18 protein-coding genes and 4 pseudogenes are annotated in these 21,340 nt (G+C 63.9%); 7 read left to right on the top strand and 15 right to left on the bottom strand.

Annotation, left to right across the window (positions count from 1 at the left end):
* The 3 genes from HB681_RS36620 to HB681_RS36610 form a co-directional block, all read right to left on the bottom strand.
* On the bottom strand, positions 1–264 hold a 264-nt coding region (locus HB681_RS36620; protein ID WP_213959810.1), incomplete at its 3' end, for a hypothetical protein.
* A gap of 241 nt (positions 265–505) precedes the next feature.
* Positions 506–907 carry a helix-turn-helix domain-containing protein gene (locus HB681_RS36615; protein ID WP_213959809.1) on the bottom strand — a complete coding sequence of 134 codons (402 nt, stop codon included), beginning with the start codon at positions 905–907 and terminating at the stop codon, positions 506–508.
* Positions 908–984: 77 nt separating this feature from the next.
* Positions 985–1,965, bottom strand: a complete 981-nt coding sequence (locus HB681_RS36610; protein WP_213959808.1) for a helix-turn-helix domain-containing protein — start codon at positions 1,963–1,965, stop codon at positions 985–987.
* Between the two features lie 532 nt (positions 1,966–2,497).
* On the opposite strand from HB681_RS36610, the gene HB681_RS36605 reads away from it, so the two are divergent.
* From HB681_RS36605 to HB681_RS36595, 3 genes are read left to right on the top strand one after another with little or no spacing between them, the layout of a single operon-like run.
* The gene (locus HB681_RS36605) at positions 2,498–3,076 is read left to right on the top strand and encodes a DUF3302 domain-containing protein (protein ID WP_213959807.1); all 579 of its coding nucleotides are present in this window, start codon (positions 2,498–2,500) and stop codon (positions 3,074–3,076) included.
* Positions 3,076–4,299: an HlyD family secretion protein gene (locus tag HB681_RS36600; protein ID WP_213959806.1), complete on the top strand. Its 1,224-nt coding sequence runs from the start codon at positions 3,076–3,078 to the stop codon at positions 4,297–4,299. Before HB681_RS36605 ends, HB681_RS36600 begins: the two co-directional genes overlap by 1 nt.
* 2 nt (positions 4,300–4,301) lie before the next feature.
* Entirely contained in the window at positions 4,302–5,729 is a 1,428-nt protein-coding gene (locus HB681_RS36595; protein WP_213959805.1) for an efflux transporter outer membrane subunit, read from the top strand.
* A gap of 341 nt (positions 5,730–6,070) precedes the next feature.
* Here the strand turns inward: HB681_RS36595 and HB681_RS36590 are convergent, their stop codons facing one another.
* Positions 6,071–7,105, bottom strand: coding sequence for an IS630 family transposase (locus HB681_RS36590; RefSeq protein ID WP_213959804.1), 1,035 nt, complete (start codon positions 7,103–7,105; stop codon positions 6,071–6,073).
* A 285-nt stretch (positions 7,106–7,390) separates the two neighbouring features.
* Here HB681_RS36590 and HB681_RS36585 point away from each other — a divergent pair, with 285 nt between their 5' ends.
* Positions 7,391–7,714 (top strand): cell envelope biogenesis protein TolA, encoded by a 324-nt coding sequence (locus HB681_RS36585; RefSeq protein WP_213955562.1) that lies wholly within the window; start codon positions 7,391–7,393, stop codon positions 7,712–7,714.
* Between the two features lie 250 nt (positions 7,715–7,964).
* Here HB681_RS36585 and HB681_RS36580 read toward each other — a convergent pair.
* From HB681_RS36580 to HB681_RS36545, 8 genes and pseudogenes are all read right to left on the bottom strand, one after another.
* Positions 7,965–8,848, bottom strand: a pseudogene (locus HB681_RS36580) (putative sulfate exporter family transporter).
* Positions 8,849–8,934: 86 nt separating this feature from the next.
* Complete coding sequence (locus HB681_RS36575) at positions 8,935–9,468, bottom strand: NAD(P)H-dependent oxidoreductase (RefSeq protein WP_213959803.1); 534 nt, start codon at positions 9,466–9,468, stop codon at positions 8,935–8,937.
* A gap of 15 nt (positions 9,469–9,483) precedes the next feature.
* Positions 9,484–10,968 carry a coniferyl aldehyde dehydrogenase gene (locus tag HB681_RS36570; protein ID WP_213959802.1) on the bottom strand — a complete coding sequence of 495 codons (1,485 nt, stop codon included), beginning with the start codon at positions 10,966–10,968 and terminating at the stop codon, positions 9,484–9,486.
* Between the two features lie 212 nt (positions 10,969–11,180).
* Positions 11,181–11,612: a GFA family protein gene (locus tag HB681_RS36565; RefSeq protein WP_213959801.1), complete on the bottom strand. Its 432-nt coding sequence runs from the start codon at positions 11,610–11,612 to the stop codon at positions 11,181–11,183.
* A gap of 50 nt (positions 11,613–11,662) precedes the next feature.
* Positions 11,663–13,315, bottom strand: coding sequence for a 3-(methylthio)propionyl-CoA ligase (locus HB681_RS36560; RefSeq protein ID WP_213959800.1), 1,653 nt, complete (start codon positions 13,313–13,315; stop codon positions 11,663–11,665).
* Between the two features lie 103 nt (positions 13,316–13,418).
* Positions 13,419–14,774, bottom strand: coding sequence for an MFS transporter (locus HB681_RS36555; protein WP_213959799.1), 1,356 nt, complete (start codon positions 14,772–14,774; stop codon positions 13,419–13,421).
* A gap of 118 nt (positions 14,775–14,892) precedes the next feature.
* The gene (locus HB681_RS36550) at positions 14,893–15,897 is read right to left on the bottom strand and encodes a flavin reductase (RefSeq protein ID WP_213959798.1); all 1,005 of its coding nucleotides are present in this window, start codon (positions 15,895–15,897) and stop codon (positions 14,893–14,895) included.
* Between the two features lie 36 nt (positions 15,898–15,933).
* On the bottom strand, positions 15,934–17,007 hold the full coding sequence (locus HB681_RS36545) for an LLM class flavin-dependent oxidoreductase (protein ID WP_213959797.1): 1,074 nt from the start codon (positions 17,005–17,007) through the stop codon (positions 15,934–15,936).
* 88 nt (positions 17,008–17,095) lie between these two features.
* Here HB681_RS36545 and HB681_RS36540 point away from each other — a divergent pair, with 88 nt between their 5' ends.
* Positions 17,096–18,016 carry a LysR family transcriptional regulator gene (locus tag HB681_RS36540; RefSeq protein WP_213959796.1) on the top strand — a complete coding sequence of 307 codons (921 nt, stop codon included), beginning with the start codon at positions 17,096–17,098 and terminating at the stop codon, positions 18,014–18,016.
* Between the two features lie 453 nt (positions 18,017–18,469).
* Here HB681_RS36540 and HB681_RS36535 read toward each other — a convergent pair.
* Positions 18,470–18,685, bottom strand: a pseudogene (locus HB681_RS36535) (DDE-type integrase/transposase/recombinase); the annotation flags it as partial.
* A gap of 20 nt (positions 18,686–18,705) precedes the next feature.
* Here HB681_RS36535 and HB681_RS36530 point away from each other — a divergent pair.
* Positions 18,706–18,867 (top strand): annotated as a pseudogene (locus HB681_RS36530) (IS630 family transposase); the annotation flags it as partial.
* Positions 18,868–19,028: 161 nt separating this feature from the next.
* On the opposite strand, the gene HB681_RS36525 reads toward HB681_RS36530, so the two are convergent.
* A complete protein-coding gene (locus HB681_RS36525) occupies positions 19,029–19,562 on the bottom strand; it encodes an autotransporter domain-containing protein (protein WP_256354379.1) in 534 nt (177 codons plus the stop codon).
* A pseudogene (locus HB681_RS36520) lies at positions 19,451–19,840 on the bottom strand (autotransporter outer membrane beta-barrel domain-containing protein); the annotation flags it as partial. The pseudogene HB681_RS36520 and the gene HB681_RS36525, both read right to left, overlap by 112 nt.
* Before the next feature lie 118 nt (positions 19,841–19,958).
* Between HB681_RS36520 and HB681_RS38880 the strand changes: the two are divergent.
* A complete protein-coding gene (locus HB681_RS38880) occupies positions 19,959–20,675 on the top strand; it encodes a transposase (protein ID WP_345944813.1) in 717 nt (238 codons plus the stop codon).
* The last annotated feature ends 665 nt before the right edge of the window (positions 20,676–21,340 follow it).

Here is a 21,340-nt window from a genome sequence, read left to right as displayed (position 1 = left end):
AATCACAGGTGCACCCAATGAGAACGCCGAAGGTGCTGCGGGTGGCGCGCCCGGCGCAGCTGCCGCGCCCGCCACGGCTGGCGCGGCCGTCGCGCCAGCGGGCGGAGCCCACTCCTTCTGCTCCAGGTTCTTCACGCGCGCCTGCAGGTCCTGGATCGTCTTCATCGCCTGGTCCAGCGTGGCCTTGAGCTCCTCGTTGGACTGCGCATGCGATGCGCCGCACAAGGCCAGCGTGACGGCAGCGGCGAAAGCCTGTCGTTTCATCTTGTCCCCGCTTGCAGGAACTCCATGCATCCGTGTCGAGTCGCTAACAGTCTCAGCGCTCTGCACAATCGGTGCGTTGGGATCCGTTGCAACATCAACTGAAATGGCGTCGTTCGGCATGGCTTACCTCAATGGGTCAATGCATCGTGATGGCAAGAACGATTCAGGGATTTGCCGATCATGCGCTCCAGGCCCTCGGCTCACTACGTAAAAACGGTAAATCGGAAGGGGTAGCCGACGGTCAGCGCAACAGTTGGCTGCTACGCCTTGCGAGCGTCGTGCTCGGATACTCGTCAAAGAGGGCGCGATAGGCGGCTGCCATTCGTCCTCCGTCTTGAAAGCCGTAGCGCGTTGCAACGGCTGAGACGCTGGGTGCTTCGCGATCGGCCGCCAGGAGCGCGGCGCGCACCAGATGCAGTCTGCGAAGTCGCAGAAAACGGGTTGGCGCCATCCCGGTTTCGGTGTGGAACGCGTTTCGCAGGGTGCGCTCGCTGATGCCGAGCTCTGAACAAAGCAATGCCAGGGGCGGCAACTGCCCCGCAAGCTCATCTGAGAGCGCGAGCACGTGGGCGACGACACTCCCCCCCGATGACGGGGGCACTACGTGCGCGTCGCGAGAACGCCTTTTGCGTCGATGGTTCATGCCGTGATCCCCCACAGCAAAAAACACGAGCATGCACCCCTTCGATCGCGTCCACTACGTAAAAGCAGCCATTTCAACTATTGAACGTCGCCGTGCCGGATGGCCGACCGGGGCCATCGCGAGTCGCCGTAGAGGTCCTGAGAAGGTAGCGTTCCGAACTGCATCCGATAAGCGCGCGCAAAGCGGCCATAGTCCCAGATGCCAAAGCGACTGCATAGGCTGGTCACACTGTCGCATGGCTGCGCGCGGCGTATACGCTCACGTATCGCGTGTAGCCGATGCAGCATGACGTAATTGTGAGGCCCGACACCAAAATGCGCCTGGAATGCATTGCGCAACGTCCGCTCGGAGGTGCCGCTGGCGTTGCACAACTGCGCGGTGTCGATGGCATCGCCGACGCTCGCTTCCAACTTTTGCAGGGCGCGATCCACGATCCTTCGACGATTGACAGCTCGATCAGGGCTTGCATCGTGATTTCCTAGCGGCACAAGCGCGCGCATCGTCGCATCGAGTACTGACTGACGCGCGGCCAGGCGAAGAGCGCTCTCGCGCGGATTTGCCGAGGTGCTGGACAAAGAGCCAACAATTCGCTCAAGTTCGGCAGTTGCAGCGCACGCCCGCTTGACAATACTTTGCGTCAACAAAGCCCGAGGGAATTCGTCTTCGTGAATGTTCACCCAGGCTTGCAGAAGGTCGGCACGGATGGACACATTGAGCCAGCGGATGGGGCCTTGACTGAAGGTGTGGAACGCCTGTTGCGGGACGGTCCAGGCCACGTCCGAAGTGCCGAGTGCACGGCCGTCAGTCTTCACGTCGCCCTGACCGTCAAGAACGAAATAAACATGGAAGCAATGATCCTTTCCGACCCCGTTGAAGATGCGCGCGGCGCCTTCCTGTCCTGTCATGATTGAAACGCCATCAAGATCGATGATTTGCAGTTTCCATTCCTGGACCTGCCGCTTCGTAATGAAATACTGCCCCTGAAAGCCTTGCAGGGACTCCGCGAACTGATCGAACTCGGGAAAGCTCAACACCCGCACGTTGGCGCGTGCCGCCATCTCTGAATTTGTGTTCAGCATTACGGCAGGCCTGTGTCAACAAGAAAGACTGCATGCATCAGCGATCGCTTCCAAGTGGTCGGACATTGCGGTTGCGCGCTGCGGTTCTACCGTAGAGTAGAGAGTCTGTCACCTGCGTGCTTGTAGCAATAGGTCACAAGGGACGCGCGGGACTGGCTTCTGCGCCAAGGTCAATACAAGACTGGGTTGACGCCCCGAATCCGAAGCGTTCGCCACGTTGTTCGAGCTTGCCGTTTTTACGTAGCGCTTTTGCTTTCGCAAGAGCATTCTCGCCAAACGCGTCAGGTGGACTGCAACGCCGGCGATGACTGGAGGTTCACATGGGACTCGACATTCGTGGCGGATCTATCTCTCGAACTATCGGCGTCTCGCTTGTCGCGTCAGCAGGGTTGGACGGTCCGCCGGGCCTATTCCTTGAGGAGCGGCGCGGCAGCTCGGAAGTGAGCGCGCGATGGACTGGGCTGCGAGCATGAAACGAATGCGTTGCAGGCATTGCCGGACTCTTGCAAGGATGCGGCACACGGCCCCCTTGGGAAGTGGGCTCGGGCGCTTCACAGTTGCGCTCCTGCTGGTTGGCTCATGCCTGTCGGCCACCGCAGCCGAACGCGACACGAGCTTCCAGGACACGATGGCCGACTGGCTCACCATCTTCGTCCTGTGCTTCGTGCCGATCGTGGGCGTCATTATCTTCTGGCTGGTCCACGTGCTGCCTGAAAAGATCGCGCACCACCGGCACCATCCCCAGCGCGATGCCATCACCACGCTTTGCCTGCTCTCGCTGCTGTTCGGCGGGCTGCTCTGGCCGCTGGCGTGGCTCTGGGCCTTCACCAAGCCCATTGGCTACCGCGCCGCCTACGGCACCGACAAGCACGAGGACTACTACGACGAGATGGCCGAGAAGCATCGCGCCGGTGGCCTTGCGCGCGAAGACCTCGTCCACCTGCGCGAGGACCTCGAGGCGATGGAAGCCAGGGGCGCCTTGCCCCCGCGCCTGAGGGCCCTCAAGGACGAGCTCACGCGCCTGCACTACGAAGAGGCGGCGCGCCTGCGGGCGCAAGCTGCGGCCACCGCGCAGAAAGGCGGCGCGTAATGGAACTGCTGCTGCTTGGCATCTATTCTTTCTTCGTCTGGCTCATCTTCATCAAGCTCAAGTGGCTGCCATGGAACGCCGTGACGCAGATCACGGTAGTGATCATCCCTATCGTGGCGCTGACCGTGCTCATCCTGACGCTCAACGTGATTGCGCCGTCATCGCCCGATGCACGCGTCTACAAGTACACCATCCCGATCGTCTCGCAGGTGCGCGGCCGCGTGATCGAAGTGCCAGTGGAAGAAGGCAACCGCCTGGTGCACAAGGGCGACGTGCTGTTTCGCATCGACCGCACGCCCTACCAGCTCGATGTGAACACCCTCACCGCACAACTGGCCAACGCGCAGGCCGGCCAGCGCGAGGTGGAAGCGTCGCTCAAGGGCACCCAAGGCAAGGTCGCGGAGGCGCGCGGCGCCATGCAGCAGGCCGCCAGCCGATTGCGTGAGGTGACCGCTACGCTCGAACTCGCACGCAAGCGCGCGGCGCAGTACCGCGAACTCGTGCGCACCGGCGCCGGCAGCAAGTTCGACCTCGAAAAGGCCGAGACCGACCTGCGTGCGCAGGAAGGCCAGCTCGACGCCGCCCACAGCCTGCAGGCGCAAGCCCGCGGCGCCGAAGCCCAGGCGTTGGCTGGCGAGCAGCAGGTGGTGCAACGCCTGGGCGCGCAGGTCAACGGCGAGTACGCGCAGGTGGCGCAGATCCGTGCGCAGCTCGACAACGCCAAGTGGCTGCTGGATCAGACCACCACCGTGTCGCCTTGCGAGTGCTACGTCGTCAACCTTCAGTTGCGTGCCGGCGCCTTCGTGGCGGGCTTGCCGGTCAATCCGGTGATGACGCTGGTGGAGGCACAAGGCCAGGTCGTGGCCCTGTTCAACCAGAACCAGCTGCATGCCGTGCGCGACGGCGACGAGGCCGAGATCTCGCTCGACACCTTGCCAGGCACGGTCATCAAGGCCCGCGTCGATTCGATCATCTGGGCGCAAGGCCAGGGCCAACTGCAGGCCGGCGGGCAGGTCCCCATGTCAGGCTATGCGCCGCAGCCGGCGGGCCGCTACGCGGTCAAGTTCGACATTGCCGACAAAGACCGCGACGTGTTTCTGGCGGCCGGCGCTGCGGGCCACGCGGCCATCTACACCCAGCACGGCCACCACATCCAGATCCTTCGAAAGGTGGTCATGCGGGTGGGTTCCTACCTCAACTACCTGATCCTGCAACTGCACTGAGCATGCGCGCACACCGCCCCCTTCTTCCCTTGGCCCTGATCGCGGCCACGGCGGCGATGCTCGCAGGTTGCGCACTCAAGTCGCCGCCCGGTCGCGACGAGCTGGCCGCGACTTCCGCGCCCAATCGCCAGGTGCCGCCCGCATGGGTGGCACCCAGCGAGGCGAGCGGCGAGGTTGCTGACCGGTGGCTCGCTACCTTCCACGACTCGCAACTCGATGCGCTGGCCCAGGAAGCGCTGGCCTACAACTACGACTTGCAGGTCGCCGCATCGCGCGTCGAGCAAGCGGCTGCACTGCAACGCGTCGCGGCCGGCACGCTGTATCCGCAAGTGAGCCTGCTGGGGCGCGGCGGCGGCAAGATGGGCGGCGACGCCACGGGCCTGCAAGGCGTGGGCATCTTCGTCAACTGGGAACTCGACCTGTGGGGCCGTGTGCGTGCGGGGGCCGCCGCGGCCCAGCAGCAGTACGGGTCGGCCGCGCTCGATGCGCAATACGCGCGCCAGTCCATCGCGGCGCAAGTGGCCAAGGGCTGGTTCCTGGCGACCGAGGCGCGCATGCAGAAGCAGCTTGCCGAAGACACGGTTAAGGCCTCGACCCAGCTTGAAAGCCTCACGCTCGAGCGCCTTCGCGTGGGCGTCGGCGACGAGTACGACGTAAGCCAAGCGCAAGCCAGCCTCAACAACCTGCGCGACACGGTACAGAGCCTCGACCAGTCCTATCAGCAGGCTCTGCGCTCGCTGGAGATCCTGGCGGGCCGCTACCCCGGCGCGACGCTTGCCGTGCCCGACAGCTTGGGCGCCACGTCGGCGCCGATTCCGGTCGGCATGCCTTCCAACCTGCTCGAGCGGCGCCCAGACGTAGTGGCAGCCGAGCGGCGGGTGGCGGCCGCGATGTACCGCACCGAACAGGCCAAGGCCGCGCGCCTGCCGACCATTTCGCTCACGGCCACGGTCACCAGCATTACGAGCGAACTCTTCGTGCTCAAGGACCGCGACAACCCGACGTGGAGCAGTGGCGCATCCCTGCTCGCACCCCTCTTCCTCGGCGGACAGTTGCAGGGGCAAGTCGAGCTGCGCACGGCAGAGCAGAGGCAGGCGCTGGCCGAGTACGGCCGCACCGGTGCGCGTGCCTTCAGCGAGGTCGAGAACGCGCTATCGGCCGTCTTCGTGCTGGACAAGCGCGAGGCCATCCTGAACCAGGTGGTGGTCGACAACCAGCGCGGGCTGGACCTCGCGAACACGCGCTTTAGGGTCGGCTCGATCGACCTGCGCACGACACTGCAACAGAACCTGCGGCTGTACGGCGCGCAATCGACGCTGCTGCGCGTGCGAAGCGAACGACTGGTGCAGCGTGTCAACCTCTATCTGGCGCTGGGCGGGAGTTTTGGCGAGCGCTCATCGGACATCCACACGAGTCAATACAAGCAATGACATGAGTCATCACCCGACCCAGCACTTGAAGCTGGCCGCCTGCGATCGCGTGTGTGAATATGCGTTGACCTTGGTGCATTCGACAAGGACTTGTCAAGATCACCTGGGTACACGCCATGCTCGCCGGCACCAGGCGTTCCTGGCGGCCTCAGGCATTGCCGCCGCCGTGATCACCGCCTCGAGCCGGGCGCCCGCAGTCCATGCCCGCCCTCGGGCGGGCATGGACTGCACATCCTCACGCCAGCGCTTCAGCGTCCCCACACCAACGCCCACCTCGCGCGCCACAACCTCCAGCGCGAAACTCTCCGGCGGTAGCAACCTTACTACCGCTCGGGCCTTACTCAGCAGTCAGAAATATAGGCGACAGAAGGCGTTTCGAAGAATGATCGAACAAGCCGGCGGTTCTTCTGCATCTCGCGCAACTGCTGGTCGACGCGAATTTCGAGTTTTTCCCCAGCTCGCAAGGGGTTGCGAGCCACGCCGGTACGCTTGACGTGACTCCACACCAGCTCGTCCGGATTCAGGTCCGGTGCGTAGCCCGGCAGGATGTGCATGCTCCGCTGGCCCTCGGTGGACTCGATGTACTCGCGCACGTTGGCTTTCTTGTGAACTGGCAATCCGTCTACCACCAGGTGCACGGGCTCGCTGCGACCCTTCATCATCATCTTGAGCAATTCGATGAATAGCTCGGCATTCAGCGCGCCTTGGTAGGTCGCGAACCAGAACCCTCCCCTGGCGTTGATAGCCGAGGCCGCCGAGATCGACTGGCGCTGGCCGGGACGCTCAATGACCGGGGTCTTGCCCTTGGGCGCCCAGGTCTTGCCGTGCACGGTGTCAGCCCGAAAACCCGACTCGTCCCAGAAATAGACTTCGCCCCCGCTTTGCCTCGCAGCCGCAGCGATGCCGGGGTAGGTTTCACGCTGCCAGCGCTCGATGGCTTGCGGGTTGCGCTGGTAGGCGCGCTGCAGTGGCTTTTGCGGGGTCAGTCCGAGCTTGGCCAGCAACGCACCGACTGCCGTTACTCCCATCTTCGCGCCGAACTTCTGTTCGATCAGCGTCACGACAATGGCGCGTGTCCACAGCCCGAAGTCCAAGCCGTACTGTCGCGGGTCGCGTCCATTGATCCAACGAAACACTTGGCGCTCCTGCGCGGGACTCAGCGTACGCGGCCGGCCAGTGCCGCGCGTGCTGCGCAACGCCTTGAGGCCATTGCCTCGCCCCGAAGAAGCCCTCAGCCATTTGTAGATCGTGGTGCGACTGAAGCCATAGGCAGCGATCACCGCAGAAGGCTTCTCGCCATCGCGAACTCGCTCGACTGCCATCAGGCGAATCTCTTCAAGCGTTTTGTGATCCAGCGTGCGGCCATCTCGCTTCATGCGCTATTGGATCATCAATTCGATTGCCGCGGCGAGTTTTGTAGCCTAAATTATCGACTGCTGAGTAAGTGATTTTTCGTATCGAGCCACTCTCGTCCTTCATCGCCAAACGACCGTGCGTTGCAAACCCCAGAAGGTAGAGGTAAAAAGGAGGCAGGATGCTGGCTGAGTTATTTCAAAGTTGCCGTATTGAAACTGTCAACGGCCAATAGAGATTGCTCGTTGTCGGCGTACCTCTGTATTGATAAAGAGGTTCTTTACACCAACTTCCGAAGGACATTTTTCATGAGCAAGTTTCTCGCCGTCATGATCGCCGGCCTTTTCGCAGCAGGTGCGTATGCCCAGAACCCTTCCGGCACCTCGGATGAGCAAGGCAACGCCACCAACAGCAAGTCGCAGCAACGCGCTGAGGCCAAGAAAAATTCGAAGGCCCAAGGTCAGGTGAAGGCTCCGGCCGGGGACATTGCCAAAACCCCTGAAGGCGGCGCAATCGGCACAGATAAGGCCGCAACCAGCGGCGAAGCGCGTGCCGAAACCCGGGACACGCGCCGCACCAACAAGGATGGCACCAAGAAGCGCCGTTCAACTCAGGGCGGCACGCCGAAGTAACGTCATTTCGCAGGCAGCCCCAAAACTGCCTTCGGCCGAAGCCAACGAGCGCACATGGCAGGCTTTCACGGCACCTCTATTCCTCAGAGCCCGGCTTTTAATCTTGCGCTGGACTCTTTTACCCGCTTCGGCGGGTATTTTTTGGTATGGCCCGCCCGGCGGCGGTGATTGGCCCGCGTCGGGCGATTCGCTTAGCGGACCGTCAGGCGCGCGCCGCTGCAATCAGTTGACGGAGGTTCGACGCGCCTGATCAACGTGTGCGTTCTCTGCGCCGGACCATCAGCGCCACCGGCCGCCAGCCTAGTGCCGCCAGTTGCTGGAACGAGGTCTTGACGCCTAGCCCTGCAATCGCGGCGACAAGGCACCAGCGTGAGACCTGGTTCAATGCGCCGCCCAGATCGTGCGAGATGAGCCCCGCGCTGTTCACGCCCACCAGACCATGAACGCGACAAGGAAGCCCGGCAGCAGTGCTGGCCGCACGGTGGTGGCCTGCGCCGTCTTGTCGCCGCGATACATCAGCGAGAAGACGAGCACCGCAGGCACGAGCAAGGCCACGCGCAGGAGCTTCACGACCGTGGCCGTGTCCGCGGCTTCGGGCGAGATCATCGTGCCCGCGCCGACCACTTGCGCGACGTCGTGGATGGTGCCGCTGAAGAAGACGCCTGCCGCCGTCGGATCCAGGTGCAGGAGCCGGGCGATGGCGGGATAGAGAATCATCGCGAGCGTGGAGAGCGACGTGACGCCGACCACGGTCAGCAGGGTGAAGCGCTGGTTCTCCGCGTTCTTCGGCAGCACTGCCGAGAGCGCCAGTGCCGCAGACGCGCCACAGATGCCCACTGCGCCGCCTGTCAGCAGACCCTCGGTCGTCGAGCGCTCCAGGCGCTTGCCGAGGAAGGCACCGAAGGCGATCGTCGCCACCGTCCCGACCACGACCAGCACGACGGGGCCCATGCCAAGCGCCGTCACCTGCCCCATCGTGATGCGCGCACCGAGCAGCGCCGCGCCGAAGCGCAACAAGCGGCGCGCGACGAACTCGATCCCGGACTGGATGCGCGGATCGTCGGCCAGGAAGTTGAACGCCATGCCGAAGAACAGCGCATAGAGCAGCTGCGGGCCGCCGTAGTGCTCCGAGATGAATGTCGCTGCGAGGGCGATGGTGATCGCGGTGAGCGCGCCGGGCAGGATGACCTGCTATCTGGAAGGTCGCAGTTGGGTCAGTGTCAGCATGTCAGGTTCGATTCGGTGGTGGCGCCTGATGCATGGAGGCCTGCGCAGATGCGCGCCGCAGGGCCCCAGCGATTGGCGTAGGACTGGATGGCCAAGCCGTCTTCGAAGGCCTTCTCCAGCAGGAAGAGCCCGGGCGCGGGGCACACGGCGCCGAGATGGACGAGCACCGGCTTGAGCAGGCACTCCGCCGCCATGCCGTGCATGGCCGTGGCGCCGAGCATCAGCGGAATGGCGACTACGCCCTGCAAGCCAGTGCCGCCGGCGAACTGGTCAAGGAACAGCTTGAGCAAGCCGCTGTAGCTTGCCTTGAAGGTGGGACTCGCCACGATCACGAGGCGCGAGGCGGCTACGGTGCTTACGGCGGCTTCGACGGCCGGATCATTCCAGCCGAGCAGCGCCGGCCCCAGTTCGGCCAGTTCGATGGTCGTGCCAGGTGGGGCGCCAGTCAGTGCGGTGGCGAGCATGGTCGCGGCCTGCGCGGTGCGCGAATGCAATCTGGGATTGCCGATGACGATGGCGGTCTTCATGAAAGCACGCGTCTTTCAGCGAGGCCCGTGGCCCTGCGAGGTGCCGAGGGTGGCATCCGGATTTCCGAGGAAGAACTTCAGCGCCATGCGCTGGACGAAGGTGCCGTACGGCGGATAGAACATGTCAGTCGGGAAGAAGCGATGGCGCTTGAACACCGTCTTGGCATGCGACAGCTCGCGAAAGCCCTCTTCCCCGTGGTAGTTGCCCATGCCCGAGTTGCCGATGCCCCCGAAGGGCGCATCGTGGTTCACCACATGCCAGCCCCAGTCGTTGATCGCAACGCCGCCCGAGTGGGTGCGGCGCAGCAGGTTGTCGCGCTCGGCGCTGTCGTGGCTGAAGCAATAGAGCGCCAGCGGACGCTCGCGTTCGTTGATGAAGGCGATGGCCTCTTCCATCGTGTCGTACGGAACGACCGGCAACAGCGGGCCGAAGAGTTCCTCCTTCATCACGAGCATGTCGGGCGTGACGTTGGTGATGATCTGCAGCGGCAGCGCGCGGCTGTTGCCCACGGGGGCAGGACCACAGGACGCGATGTGCGCGCCCTTGGCCTGCGCGTCCTCCAGGATGCGCCGGATGCGCCGGAACTGGCGCTCGTCGACGATGCCGGTGAAGTCGGGGTTGCCGGCCGTCCTGCCCTTGAAGAAGCCCTTGTAGGTGCGGCTCACACTCTCGACGAATTCATCAACGCGTTCGCGCGGCACCAGCGCGTAGTCCGGGGCGACGCAGATCTGGCCGGCGTTGGTCGCCTTGCCGTGCGTGATGCGCCTGGCCGCATCGGCCACGGGATAGTTGCGCGTGACCAGGGCCGGCGACTTGCCGCCGAGTTCGAGCGTCACCGGCGTCAGGTTGGCAGCCGCCGTGCGCATCACGATCTTGCCGACGGCTGGCGAGCCCGTGAACACGATGTGGTTGAACGGCTGCGAGGTGAAGACGTTGGGGTCGATCAATTCTTCCCCCACCACCGCCACCAGGTCTTCCGCGAAGACCTCGCCCAGCATCGCCTTGAAGACCGCGTTGGTCGCCGGCGTGGCCTCGGGCATCTTGATCATCACGCGGTTGCCGGCGGCAAGCGCGGCGATGGCCGGGCCCAGTGCCAGGTAGATCGGGAAGTTCCACGGCGTGATGACGCCGACGACTCCCTTGGGCTGGTACATCACCTTGACGCTGTTGCTCAGGAACAGCAGCTCGGTCGCGCGGCGGCTCGGCTTCATCCAGCGCTTGACATGCGAGATCGCGTGGTTGAGTTCCATCATTGAACCCAGCACGTCCAGCATCTTCGATTCTGCGTGCGCGCGGTGGCCGAAGTCGCGGCTCATGGCGTCGGCCAGAACGTCCTGGTAGCGCGATAACTGACGCTTCAGCGCCCTGAGCCGGCTCAGGCGCTCAGGCGCGCTCGCGCTGGGTGCTGCGGCGAAGGCGGCCTGCTGCGCGGCGAAGATGCGCGCGACGCGTTCATTGGCGGCCAGGCTGCCGGCCGATTGGAATGGTGCGTTGTTCATGATGTGTCCTTGTCTGCGTGTTGTTGGGATCGCGTCTCTCAGGCCTCTATTGCACCGCGGGCAGTCTCATAAGTAAAATGAAAGTTTCCGATGTGCTGAATGCACAAACTGAATGCTTAGAACTTACGCTCCGCTGCGCCAAGACCGCGGGAACCTGCGTCGGGGGCCAGACCCAGCACCGCTGATGGCCGCCGCGCGCCGGCGACCGCGGCTCAGTGCTCCGATGGCTTGGCTTTGGCAGTCAACCCCCCGAACAGCAGCCCCACCACGGCCAGTTGACTGGCGAAGTAACCGCTGTGCTTGGGTAAGTCGTCATGTATGTCGCTCACCCGGCGGTGATAGAACATGTGCAGCGACGCAGGCGGCAGCGTCGAGGTGTCCGCGTAGTTGCCGGTGGGCAAGAACGCCAGCTTGGCGGGGCCGGCCAGGCCGAACTCGATGACCGGTTTGCCGCAGACATGACAACTGCCTCGCTCGATGTTCGGCGGCAAGCGGTACTTCCTGTAGACAACCGAGCGCGCAGCGGACATGTCGACATCGCGGGCGCGCAGCACCGTGACATCCGAGAACGGCTTGCCGGTGTAGGCTTGGCAGATCTCGCAATGGCAGATGAAACGCGCGACGGGCGCGGCGGTCACTACCATGCGATTGCTGCCGCAATCGCATGAAGCTGCCAACGGTCGATAGGTTGTGGTCATGGACTCGTGCTCACATTCGAGGTCACCGCATCGCCGCAAAGGATGTCGGCGTACTTCTGGCGCAGGTCCATCTTCTGGATCTTGCCGGTGGCACCCATCGGTAGGCTGTCGACGAAGATCACTTGGTCAGGCAGCCACCACTTGGCAACCTTGCCGCCGAGGAACTCGAGCAGCGCGGCCTCGTCGATCTCGTGGCCCGGCTTCTTCACCGCGCACAGCACCGGGCGTTCGTCCCACTTCGGATGCTTGACCCCGATGACCGCGGCCATCGCGAGCGCGGGATGGGCGATGGCTGCGTTCTCCAGGTCGATCGAACTGATCCATTCGCCGCCGGACTTGATCACGTCCTTGACGCGGTCGGTGATCTGCATGGTGCCGTCGGCGTCGATGGTGGCGATGTCCCCGGTCGGGAACCAGCCGTCGCGCAGCGCGGGCTTCTCTCCCTTGAAATACTCGGAGACGATCCAGGGCCCGCGCACCATCAACTCTCCCGCGGACTTGCCATCGCGCGGCAGTGCATTGCCATCGATGTCCACCACCTTGAGCTGCACGCCGAAGACGGCGCGGCCCTGTTTGCTGCGCAGCGCATATTGCTGCTCGGCATCGAGCGCGGCGTGCTTGGCAAGCGGCACGCCCTGCGTGCCCAGCGGACTGGTCTCGGTCATGCCCCAGCAGTGGCGCACTTCGACGTCGAACTTCTCCGCGAAGTCGCGGATTAGTGATTGCGGCATCGCCGAGCCGCCCACCACGGAGCGGCGCATGGTCGAGGGCTTGAGGCCCTGGCTTTCCATGAACTGCGCCAGTCCGAGCCAGATCGTCGGCACGCCTGCGCTGCAAGTCACGCCTTCGGCTTCCATCAGTTCGAACAGGCTAGCGCCGTCGAGGCGCGGGCCGGGCAGCACCAGCTTGCAGCCGTTCATCGGCGCCGCGTACGGGATGCCCCAGGCGTTCACATGGAACATGGGCACGACGGGCAGTACGCAATCGCGCACCGACAGCGACAGCGTGTCGGGCATGGTCAGCGCGAAGCTGTGCAGCATCGTCGAGCGGTGCGAATACAGCACCCCCTTGGGGTTGCCGGTGGTGCCGGAGGTGAAGCACAGCGAGCTCGCGGTGCGCTCGTCGAACTCGGGCCAGGTGAAGGCGTCGCCCTGCGTGGCGAGCAGGGTCTCATAGCACAGCAGACCCTGAAGCTTCGACTGCGCGGGCATGTGCGCTTCGTCGGTCATCAGCACAAAGGCGCGGATGCCCGGGCACATCGGCGCCACGGCCTCGACCAGCGGCAGGAAAGTGCTGTCGAACAGCACGATGTCGTCTTCGGCGTGGTTCAGGATGTAGGCAAGCTGCTCGGCATGCAGGCGCGGGTTGCAGGTGTGCAGCACGGCACCGCTGCCCGAGACCGCAAAGTAGGCCTCCAGGTGGCGGTGGTTGTTCCATGCCAGCGTGGCCACACGCGATCCGCTGGCCATGCCGAGGGCGGCGAGCGCGTTGGCGAGTTGGCGTGCGCGCCGCGCGAGATCGCGATAGGTGTAGCGGAAAAGGTCGCCGTGCGTTTCGCGCGAAACGATTTCGACATCCGAATACTGCTGCTCGGCATGCTCGAGCAGGCTCGACAGCAGCAGCGGGCGATCCATCATCAAACCAAACATGATTTATTCCTTTATTTGCGTGCGATGTTCCTGCGGCATGGGTTTGCTGCGAGGAACGTTCATTGGGGATGTGACCGGAGCGAATGCACCGCCCCGGCGTTGGTCAGCGGGGCTTCAGCCCGGCGACACCGGTCGCAGGCGCTGACGTGAAGCCCTGCGCCGCTTCCGGCTTGAGTTGCCACTCGGCAGCGCGCTTGAGCGTCTCGGCGTAGGACTTCAGGCCACTGCGGAAGAGCAGCGTTGCCAGGGCACCAGCCACCAGGAACACGATGAGCATCGAGGTACTGATCGCCTTCGGATCACGCAACACGTAGTCCGTCAGCAAGCCGATCGCGACCGGACCCATGCCTGCGCCCAGGAGGTTCAAGCCACCAGTGTAGAGCGCCGCAAGCTGGCCACGCATCGGGGCCGGAGAAATCTGCGCAATGACCGCAGGCCCTACGCCAAACAGGAAGAACGAGAAGAACGCCGACAGGCCGAGGCAGACCGCCGCCATGTTCGCGGTGGGCACCAGCACCATGGCGCTGGTCGAGACCGTGAGGCCTGCGACCGCCACCAGCGCGATGCGCATATAGGCGTTGACGATGCCGCGCTTGCGCCAGTGGTCACCGAGCCAGGATGCGAAAAGAGTGCCGAGCGGTCCCGCGATGGCAAGCAGCAAACCGAACACCTTGCCGATCTCCTGGTACTTCCAGCCGAAGTGACGCACGAAATACGTCGGAGCCCAGCCTGCGTAGCCATACACGCACATGTAGAAGAAGCCCGCGCCCACCAGGAACGAAGTGATCGTCTTGCCGTTCTGCACGATATAGTCCTTGACCTGAACAATCGGCACACTGACCGCTTCCTCTGCCACGCTCGAAGCGCCTGAAATGCCCTTCCTCGCGATGCGAGGCTCGGGTACGAGCAGCATGAAGAACGCGATGACGACACCCGGAAGTCCGACGGCGATGAAAGTCGCCTGCCACGGCTCGATCTCGCCGAGGAAGGGCAGGACGGGGCGCGACGCGGTGTAGGCGCCGAGGATCAATCCGCCCGCGATCAGGCCCACCCCGGAACCAACAGCCCCTGCCGCGCCGAATACGCCCATCGCGCGACCGCGACGCTCCGGCGCAAACAGGTCGGCCAACAACGAGACGGTACCTGGTACCAGTACCGCCTCGCCAACCGCCACGGCAACGCGCGCGGCCAGCAAGTGCCAGTACTCCGTGGCAAGTCCACCCGCCGCAGTGGCCAAGCTCCATACGGCGATGCCAACAGCAATGATTACGCGGCGGTTGCCACGGTCAATGAGCCGCGCGATCGGCAGGCCCATCACGCCGTAGAACGCCGCGAAAGTGAAGCCGTGCAGCAAGCCGATCAGCGTGTCGTTCACGTGAAGCGACTTCTGGATGGGTCCGACCAGCAAGGTCAGAATCTGGCGATCCATGATCGAGAAGATGTAGGCGGCCAGGAGCACGCCGACGGCATACCACGCTCGGCCCGGGCTGACTGCCGGGCGGCCTTCGCCTTGCTCTGTTGATGTTGCTATGTCCATGCTTGTCTCTCTCGTTGTTGTATGCATTGCGTTGCAGAACTCAGGCTTGATTGGCCGCGACTTCATCACGCCACAGGTTGTTCTCGCGCCAGAAGTGCTCCTTGCGCCAATGGCTGGGCAGGCCACTCGAGGTGGATTGAATGACACGCTTGAGCAACAACTTGAGTACCTGCGCCTCGCGGTAGTCGAGCTCGCGCTCCGCATTGGCCTCAGCCGACTTGCCCGCGGCGAGCAGTTCGATGGCGTAGGCGCGGCCTTCGCCGGTGAAGCGGACCAGGCCGCTCGGCCCCTCGCCCTCGACCTTGATCAATCCTTGTTCGACCAGCGCCTGGATGTCCGAGGCTTTGACTTCGTAACCCGAGATCGCGACAAGCTGGGAGAGTTCGTCGAACGTGCGGCTGTCGCCCATGCTCAGCACGGACAGAACGTTGTAGTCGACGTCGCGCAGACCCTTGTCCTTCAGGTCGGCCTTGATCGGCATCAGGAGCTGGTAGTACGCGCGTCCCAGCAGGTTTCCGAGCCAGTCGCCGCCGAAGGTGGCGCTGACGTCTGCTTCATCGGCTTTTTTGAGTAGCAAACCGTAGTTCCCTCCATGGAAAATCAGGGGTGGTCGGGCGAAGTGGTCGAAGTTGAGCACCTCGCCCACGAAGATGATGTGATCGCCGCCGTCGTACTGGTAGGCGACGCGGCACTCGAAGCGCGCCGAGCAGCCGTCGAGCAACGGCACCTCGCCGTGCCCGCGCGCCACTTGCGCGCCGGCGAACTTGTCGGTGCCGCTCTTGGCAAAGCGGTTGGACACGACCTCCTGGTCGGCCGCGAGGATGTGCACCGCAAAGTAGTCCGTGTCCTTGAACGCCGCGATGCTCGAGGAGTTCTTTCCGAGGCTCCACAGCACCATTGGCGGGTCCATGGACACCGAGTTGAAGCTGTTGGCGGTCAGCCCGTAGTCCTTGCCGTCCGCACCGCGCGTGGTCACGATGGTGACGCCGGTGGTGAATGAGCCGAGCGCCTTGCGGAACTGGCCCTTGTCGATCGTTGCAGTCATGTTTTGTCTCCGTTGTGGGGGGGCGGGTCGGTCGCGTTAGTTCATGAGCAGGGGCATGACCAGGCGGCCGAAGCGCTCGGCCTCTTCGTGGTGCGGATAGCCCGACAGGCAGAAGCCCGAGCAGCCGGCGTCCACGAATTCCTGCAGTTGCGCGGCCACCTGCTGCGGGTTGCCGACCACGGCCACCCCGGCGCCGGGACGCACTTCGGTGATGCCGGTCCAGAGGTGCGGCGTCATCTTGCGGCCGACCGTCTTCGACAGTTCCTTCTGGCGTGCATTGGCCGCGGAAGAAGTGGAGCCTTCGAGTGCTTTCACCATGGCCTTGGCGCTGGCGGTTTCGTTGGCGCCTTCGATCAGGCGGTCCGCGGCTTCCCATGCCTCGGCCTCGGTCTCACGGCAGATGATCTGCAGGCGCATCGCGAACTTGATTTCGCTCTCGCGTCCGTACTTGGTCGCGCGCTGACGCATCCGATTGATTTCCTCGCGGATCTTCTCCGGGTAGTCGCCCCAGAAGAGATGCACGGCCGAGTGCTGCGCCGAGATCTCGGCCGCCTGTTCGGAGCCGCCGCCCAGGAAGAAAGGCGGGTGCGGGTTCTGCACGAGCTTCGGTAGGATCTTCGGGCCGTCGACGTGATAGTAGTCGCCCTTGAACTGGACACCCTCCTCGGCCCAGAGTCGCTTCATGAGGCGGACCTCTTCCTCGAGTTGTGCGTAGCGCTCTTCCTTGGAAACGTACTGGCCTTCTGCCGCGGCGTCCTTCTCGCTGATGCCGGCAATGAGGTTCAGGTAGACGCGGCCATTGGACAACTGGTCCATCGTCGAGACCATCTTGGCCTGCGCCACTGGATGGAAGAAGCCCGGCTTGATGGCGACCAGTGCCTTGAGCTTCTTCGTGCGGGCCAGCATGAAGGAGGCCGAGACCCAGGCGTCCCAGCAAACGGGCGAAACCGGCACCAGCATGTAGTCGAAGCCGGCAGCTTCCGCCGCCAGCGAGACGCGTTCGAAGTGTTCGAGCGATTGAGGAATGCTCTGCGACGGATCGCCGAATGCACTCGTGTCTCCGAGGGTGGGGCAGAACCAGCCCATCGAAAGGGGTGTCGTGTTGCTCATGTGCGTGTCTCCGTGGTGAATGTCTGTTGAGGCCTCTATTGCATCGCCTATCAAGCCATAAGTACAATGAACTCTTTGGATAGCACGCATGCACAAACTGAATGTCGACAACTTCGACCTGAACCTGCTTGCGGTCTTTCTGAAGCTATGGGAGACGCGCAGCGTCACTCGAGCGAGTGACAAGCTGGCCTTGAGCCAACCCGCCGTCAGCCATGCCTTGCGTCGATTGCGCGACGCGCTGGGCGACGAACTTTTCGTGTCGAGCAAGGAAGGCTTGGTGCCGACGGCGCGTGGCGAGTCGCTGGTCGCTCCAGTGCGCGAAGCGCTCGCACAGATCGGACTCGCATTGCAGGCGGGCGAGGCCTTTGTGCCATCGCTCGCACAACGCGAATTCAGGATCGGTGCAGGCGACATGGTGGAGTTCTCCATGGCGCCCCAACTCATCGAGGAGGTTGCCCGCGAGGCACCGGGCATTCTCATCAAGCTGGTCGCGGTGCCGGAGGGCGACCTCGGTCGACAACTGCTCGAATCGGGCCAGGTGGATGCCGTCATCGACGGCCAAGCCGTGAAGGGGTCGGGCGTGCGCAGCGAAGTTGCGGCCGAGATCGGCCTGGTCACCCTCATCTGGAAACGCGAAAAACTGGTCAAGCGGCGTTTCCCCCTCGAGCTTTACCTGAAGCGGCCGCACATCGTCATACGTACACCGGAGCGGCGCGGCACGATCGTCGACCAGACACTCGCCGAACGCGGGTTGAAGCGTCCTATCGGGGCCATCGCGCAGCACTTCATATCGATGCCGGTCATTGCGGCACGAACTGGCTACATCTGCAACCTGCCCAGCGGTATGGGCGCCACCTTCGCGGATCTGTTCGGCCTCAGCGTGCACGAACCGCCGTTGCCCTTTGCGCCTTCGCCGCTCTACCTTTCGTGGCACAAGCGCTTCGAGGCCGACCAGGCGCTCGCGTGGATGCTGCAGAAGATTCGACACGTGGTGGCTGACGTGGCGTGACGGTACGAACCCGATCGCCAGGCATCTTCCCGCGCCCCGGAACAACTAGCCTGTAGCGGCCGGCACCAGGCAACTGAAAACGCTCCCGCTTGTCGACGGCAGTGCACCGCCGGTGCACTGCCACGAAGAAGCATTCGCCCGGCCACGGCGACGAAAGGCTATTTTGCACCTGCTGCTTGCCGCACTTCCTCGGAAGTTTGCCTTCGAGGTCGGCCCGGATTCGTCGATTCGTCCAGCGTTCCCAACGGAGACTGGTGCGCTGCTCGGCTCTGGTGCGAATTTTCGACGTGGCCGAATAGCCGCGCGAGTGCGTTCGCGCCGGGTCAGGCCGAAAGCCCCGCGTTCCAGATCGCGGCCGCGAATTGGCCTTGAAGGCCCAACCGGCAAAGATTGAACTGTCCCTTGCGAAGCGATGCAGCAACTCCACGCCGGCGATCGTCACCGCCGCCGGTCGAAGACCTTGAAGCCGAGCATGGGGTTGATGCGCGACTTCACGCCCCGATGGTCTTGCTCGATCATGTTGTTCAGATACTTGGATGATCGCAGCCGTGTGTGTTTCCAGAGCGTGCTCTGTGCTGGCAGTTCTCGCACCGCGCGGTGCGAGGCAGCATAGCCATCCAGCGTCATACTCACTGGAGCGCGGCCTTGCGTCTCTAGCGCTTTGCGGAAGGAATGCTCTGGTGCAAACGGCCGTTGCACGCATCTGGCGCGCCTTCGGCTTGCAGCCGCACCGCCAGGAGACGTTCAAACTGTCCAGCGATCCGCTGTTCGTGGAGAAGGTTCGTGACATCGTGGGCTTGTACCTGTATCCGCCGCTCAAGGCCATGGTGCTACGCGTGGACGAGAAGAGCCACCCATTAGCTAGCCCCGGCCCCGGCCATGAGCCGCCTGTCGTCCACCGCTTGCTAGCGTCTGCACAACACCCGCGAGCCGCCGTTCGATGGAGTCGAAGTTCGATCTCCACAAGGCTGATGGCGACGGCGTTGCTACTTGCCGTGCTTCAACTGCATTGCTACCAACGCACCTTGATGCCGAGCGAGCCTTGCACTGAGGACTTCACGCTGGCATCGCCGCCCATGTTCCACTGGTGGCCGATTTCGCCGCAAAGGCTTGTCGTCGATGACAGCGCCAGGGTCGCGCCCGCCGCGATTTCGCTGGCGCTGTAGCTGCCCTCGCTTGCGATGGCGGTCGATGCCGCCGGTCCGATGAATAGGGCTGCATCGCCGCCGAAGTTCGCGCGGTAGAAGTTCAGGCACCCATAAGGCTGCAGCCGCCCGGCGGCAGTGGCCAGATCCCCCTTGATGCGCAAGCCCAGCCGGGCGATCCAGCCGCTGGCCGAGTCCTGCTGTACGCGCGCGCCGCTGAGGAGCAGGTCGTCGATGCTGTTGTGCTGCCAGGCCAGTTGCGCCTGCGGCTCGATGCTCCAGCGCTCGTTCAGCGCAAACGCCTTGCCGCCTTCCACCGAGGCGGTGAAGCCGCTGGCCTTGCCCGAGACCGTAGGATTCCCGGCCGGTCGGACGTCGTAGCGGTGGCTGGCCCCTTGCAGCGCACACTGTCGAAGTACCAGCCGCTGGCATCCATCCAGGTCGCGTAGGCGCCCAGGAAGCGCGAATTCAGGTCATTGCTGCCGACAGCCGTGTTGAAGATGCCATGCGCATTGCCGCTGACATCGGCGTTGCCGTCCAGATAGCCGACGTAGACGCCCGCGCGCCAGGTGTCCGTCACCAGCAGGTCGGTGCCGGCCTGCAGGCCGCTCACCCGCATGGCGGTCCGGGCCTCCGCGACGCCGGGCTCTGCCACGTCCAGGTCCGCGTACACGAGGCGTCCCCAGGCCCGGCGCGTGCCGGCTCGGCAAGGCCCACGGCGTCGGTGTCACCGAATCGGTGCCGAAAGCCCCAGGTGCTTCATCGCCCATCACCGCTGCGAGCGTGTGTGGTCCGTGGTGCATGAGCCCACGCCCGAGGAGGAAGATGCGCGTCGCACGCACCGCGAACTCGCCCGGCTGACAAAGGAGCGCACCTCACACACGAACCGCATCGGCTCGCTGCTGGTGCTGCACAACCTTCGCCCGCACGTCATCATCGGCGGACGCGACTGGGCGCGCTGGTGGGAACGCAATTGCGAGCAGGTACCGCCTGTGTTGCGCGCCGAGATCGAGCGCGAGAGCGCTCGGCTTGCGTTGGTCAAACAGCAGGTGAAGGCGATGGAGGCCGAGCGGCGCGAGGGACTGGCCGGTGGCAAGCACCCGCAGGTGACGCAACTGGCCCGGTTGCGCGCCATCGGAGCCAAGGGCGCTTGGGTGTTGGTCAAGGAGGTGTTCGGCTGGCGGCGCTTTGCCAACCGGCGCGAGCTGGCCGGTTGCCTGGGGTTGGCGCCCACGCCATATGCCAGCGGCGACAGCCAGATCGAGCAGGGCATCAGCAAGGCCGGCAACAAGCGAGCACGGACCATGCTGGTGGAACTCGCCTGGAGCTGGTTGCGCCTGCAACCCGATAGCGCTTTGACCCAGTGGTTCAACCGTCGTTTCGCCGGTGGCGGCAAGCGGATGCGTCGCGTGGGCATCGTCGCCGTGGCGAGAAGACTGGCGATCGCACTGTGGCGCTACCTTCAGTACGGCGAGATCCCGCCCGGGGCCTTGCTCAAGCCGGCCACAGCCTGAAGTCCCGCAAGCAGACTGCTCTCACGAATGGCGGCCGAGGAACGCATCATCATGATCAAAGGTCGACGCGCCCGCAACGACTGCGGGTCACTGCATCGAAGTGACCGTCACGAAAGAAGGGGCGCGCCGGTAACCGGGGTTTGCCAGTGCGCTTCGCGCGCATGCAGCATGAGGTGCAAGGTGTCCGCATCCTGCACGGATAGAAGTTCGTTCGGGCACTGGCTCGAACGCTCGCCACGCCCCAACCTCGGATCAAGATGTGTCACCAATGCCGCCACGGCCGAACCCGCTCAGCAACACGAAGGTAGTCACCATGAAACGCCATTCAGATGTTGATTGAAAGACTTGACAAACAAGTCCTCATAGAAGCAGTCGTCCGAACTTGCGATAGCAGGGTAGCCGCCAAGATGCCGCCGAGCTACGACTGCAATACCTTCAGACCGGGCGTTGATGCCGGGGTCTTCTTCGCGCTGGGACGACTGGAGTCGTCACAGCGTGAGTTGGTCGAGCAACCCTCAAAGGCAGCAACCGCTGCGTAGGCGACTGTCAAACTATGCGCTCGACAGGTCAAGATGCTGGTGCGGACGCCTTCCGCAACAAATCCACGGAACTTGGGAAGTTCTTCACCTACTGCCTGGCGCACCCGAATCGCTGATCGGCCTCCG

Source organism: Variovorax sp. dw_954 (assembly GCF_018449755.1).
Taxonomy (GTDB): domain Bacteria; phylum Pseudomonadota; class Gammaproteobacteria; order Burkholderiales; family Burkholderiaceae_C; genus Variovorax.
The sequence above is the reverse complement of the archived record's forward strand: the minus strand, read 5'-3'. Positions and strand labels throughout refer to the sequence as shown.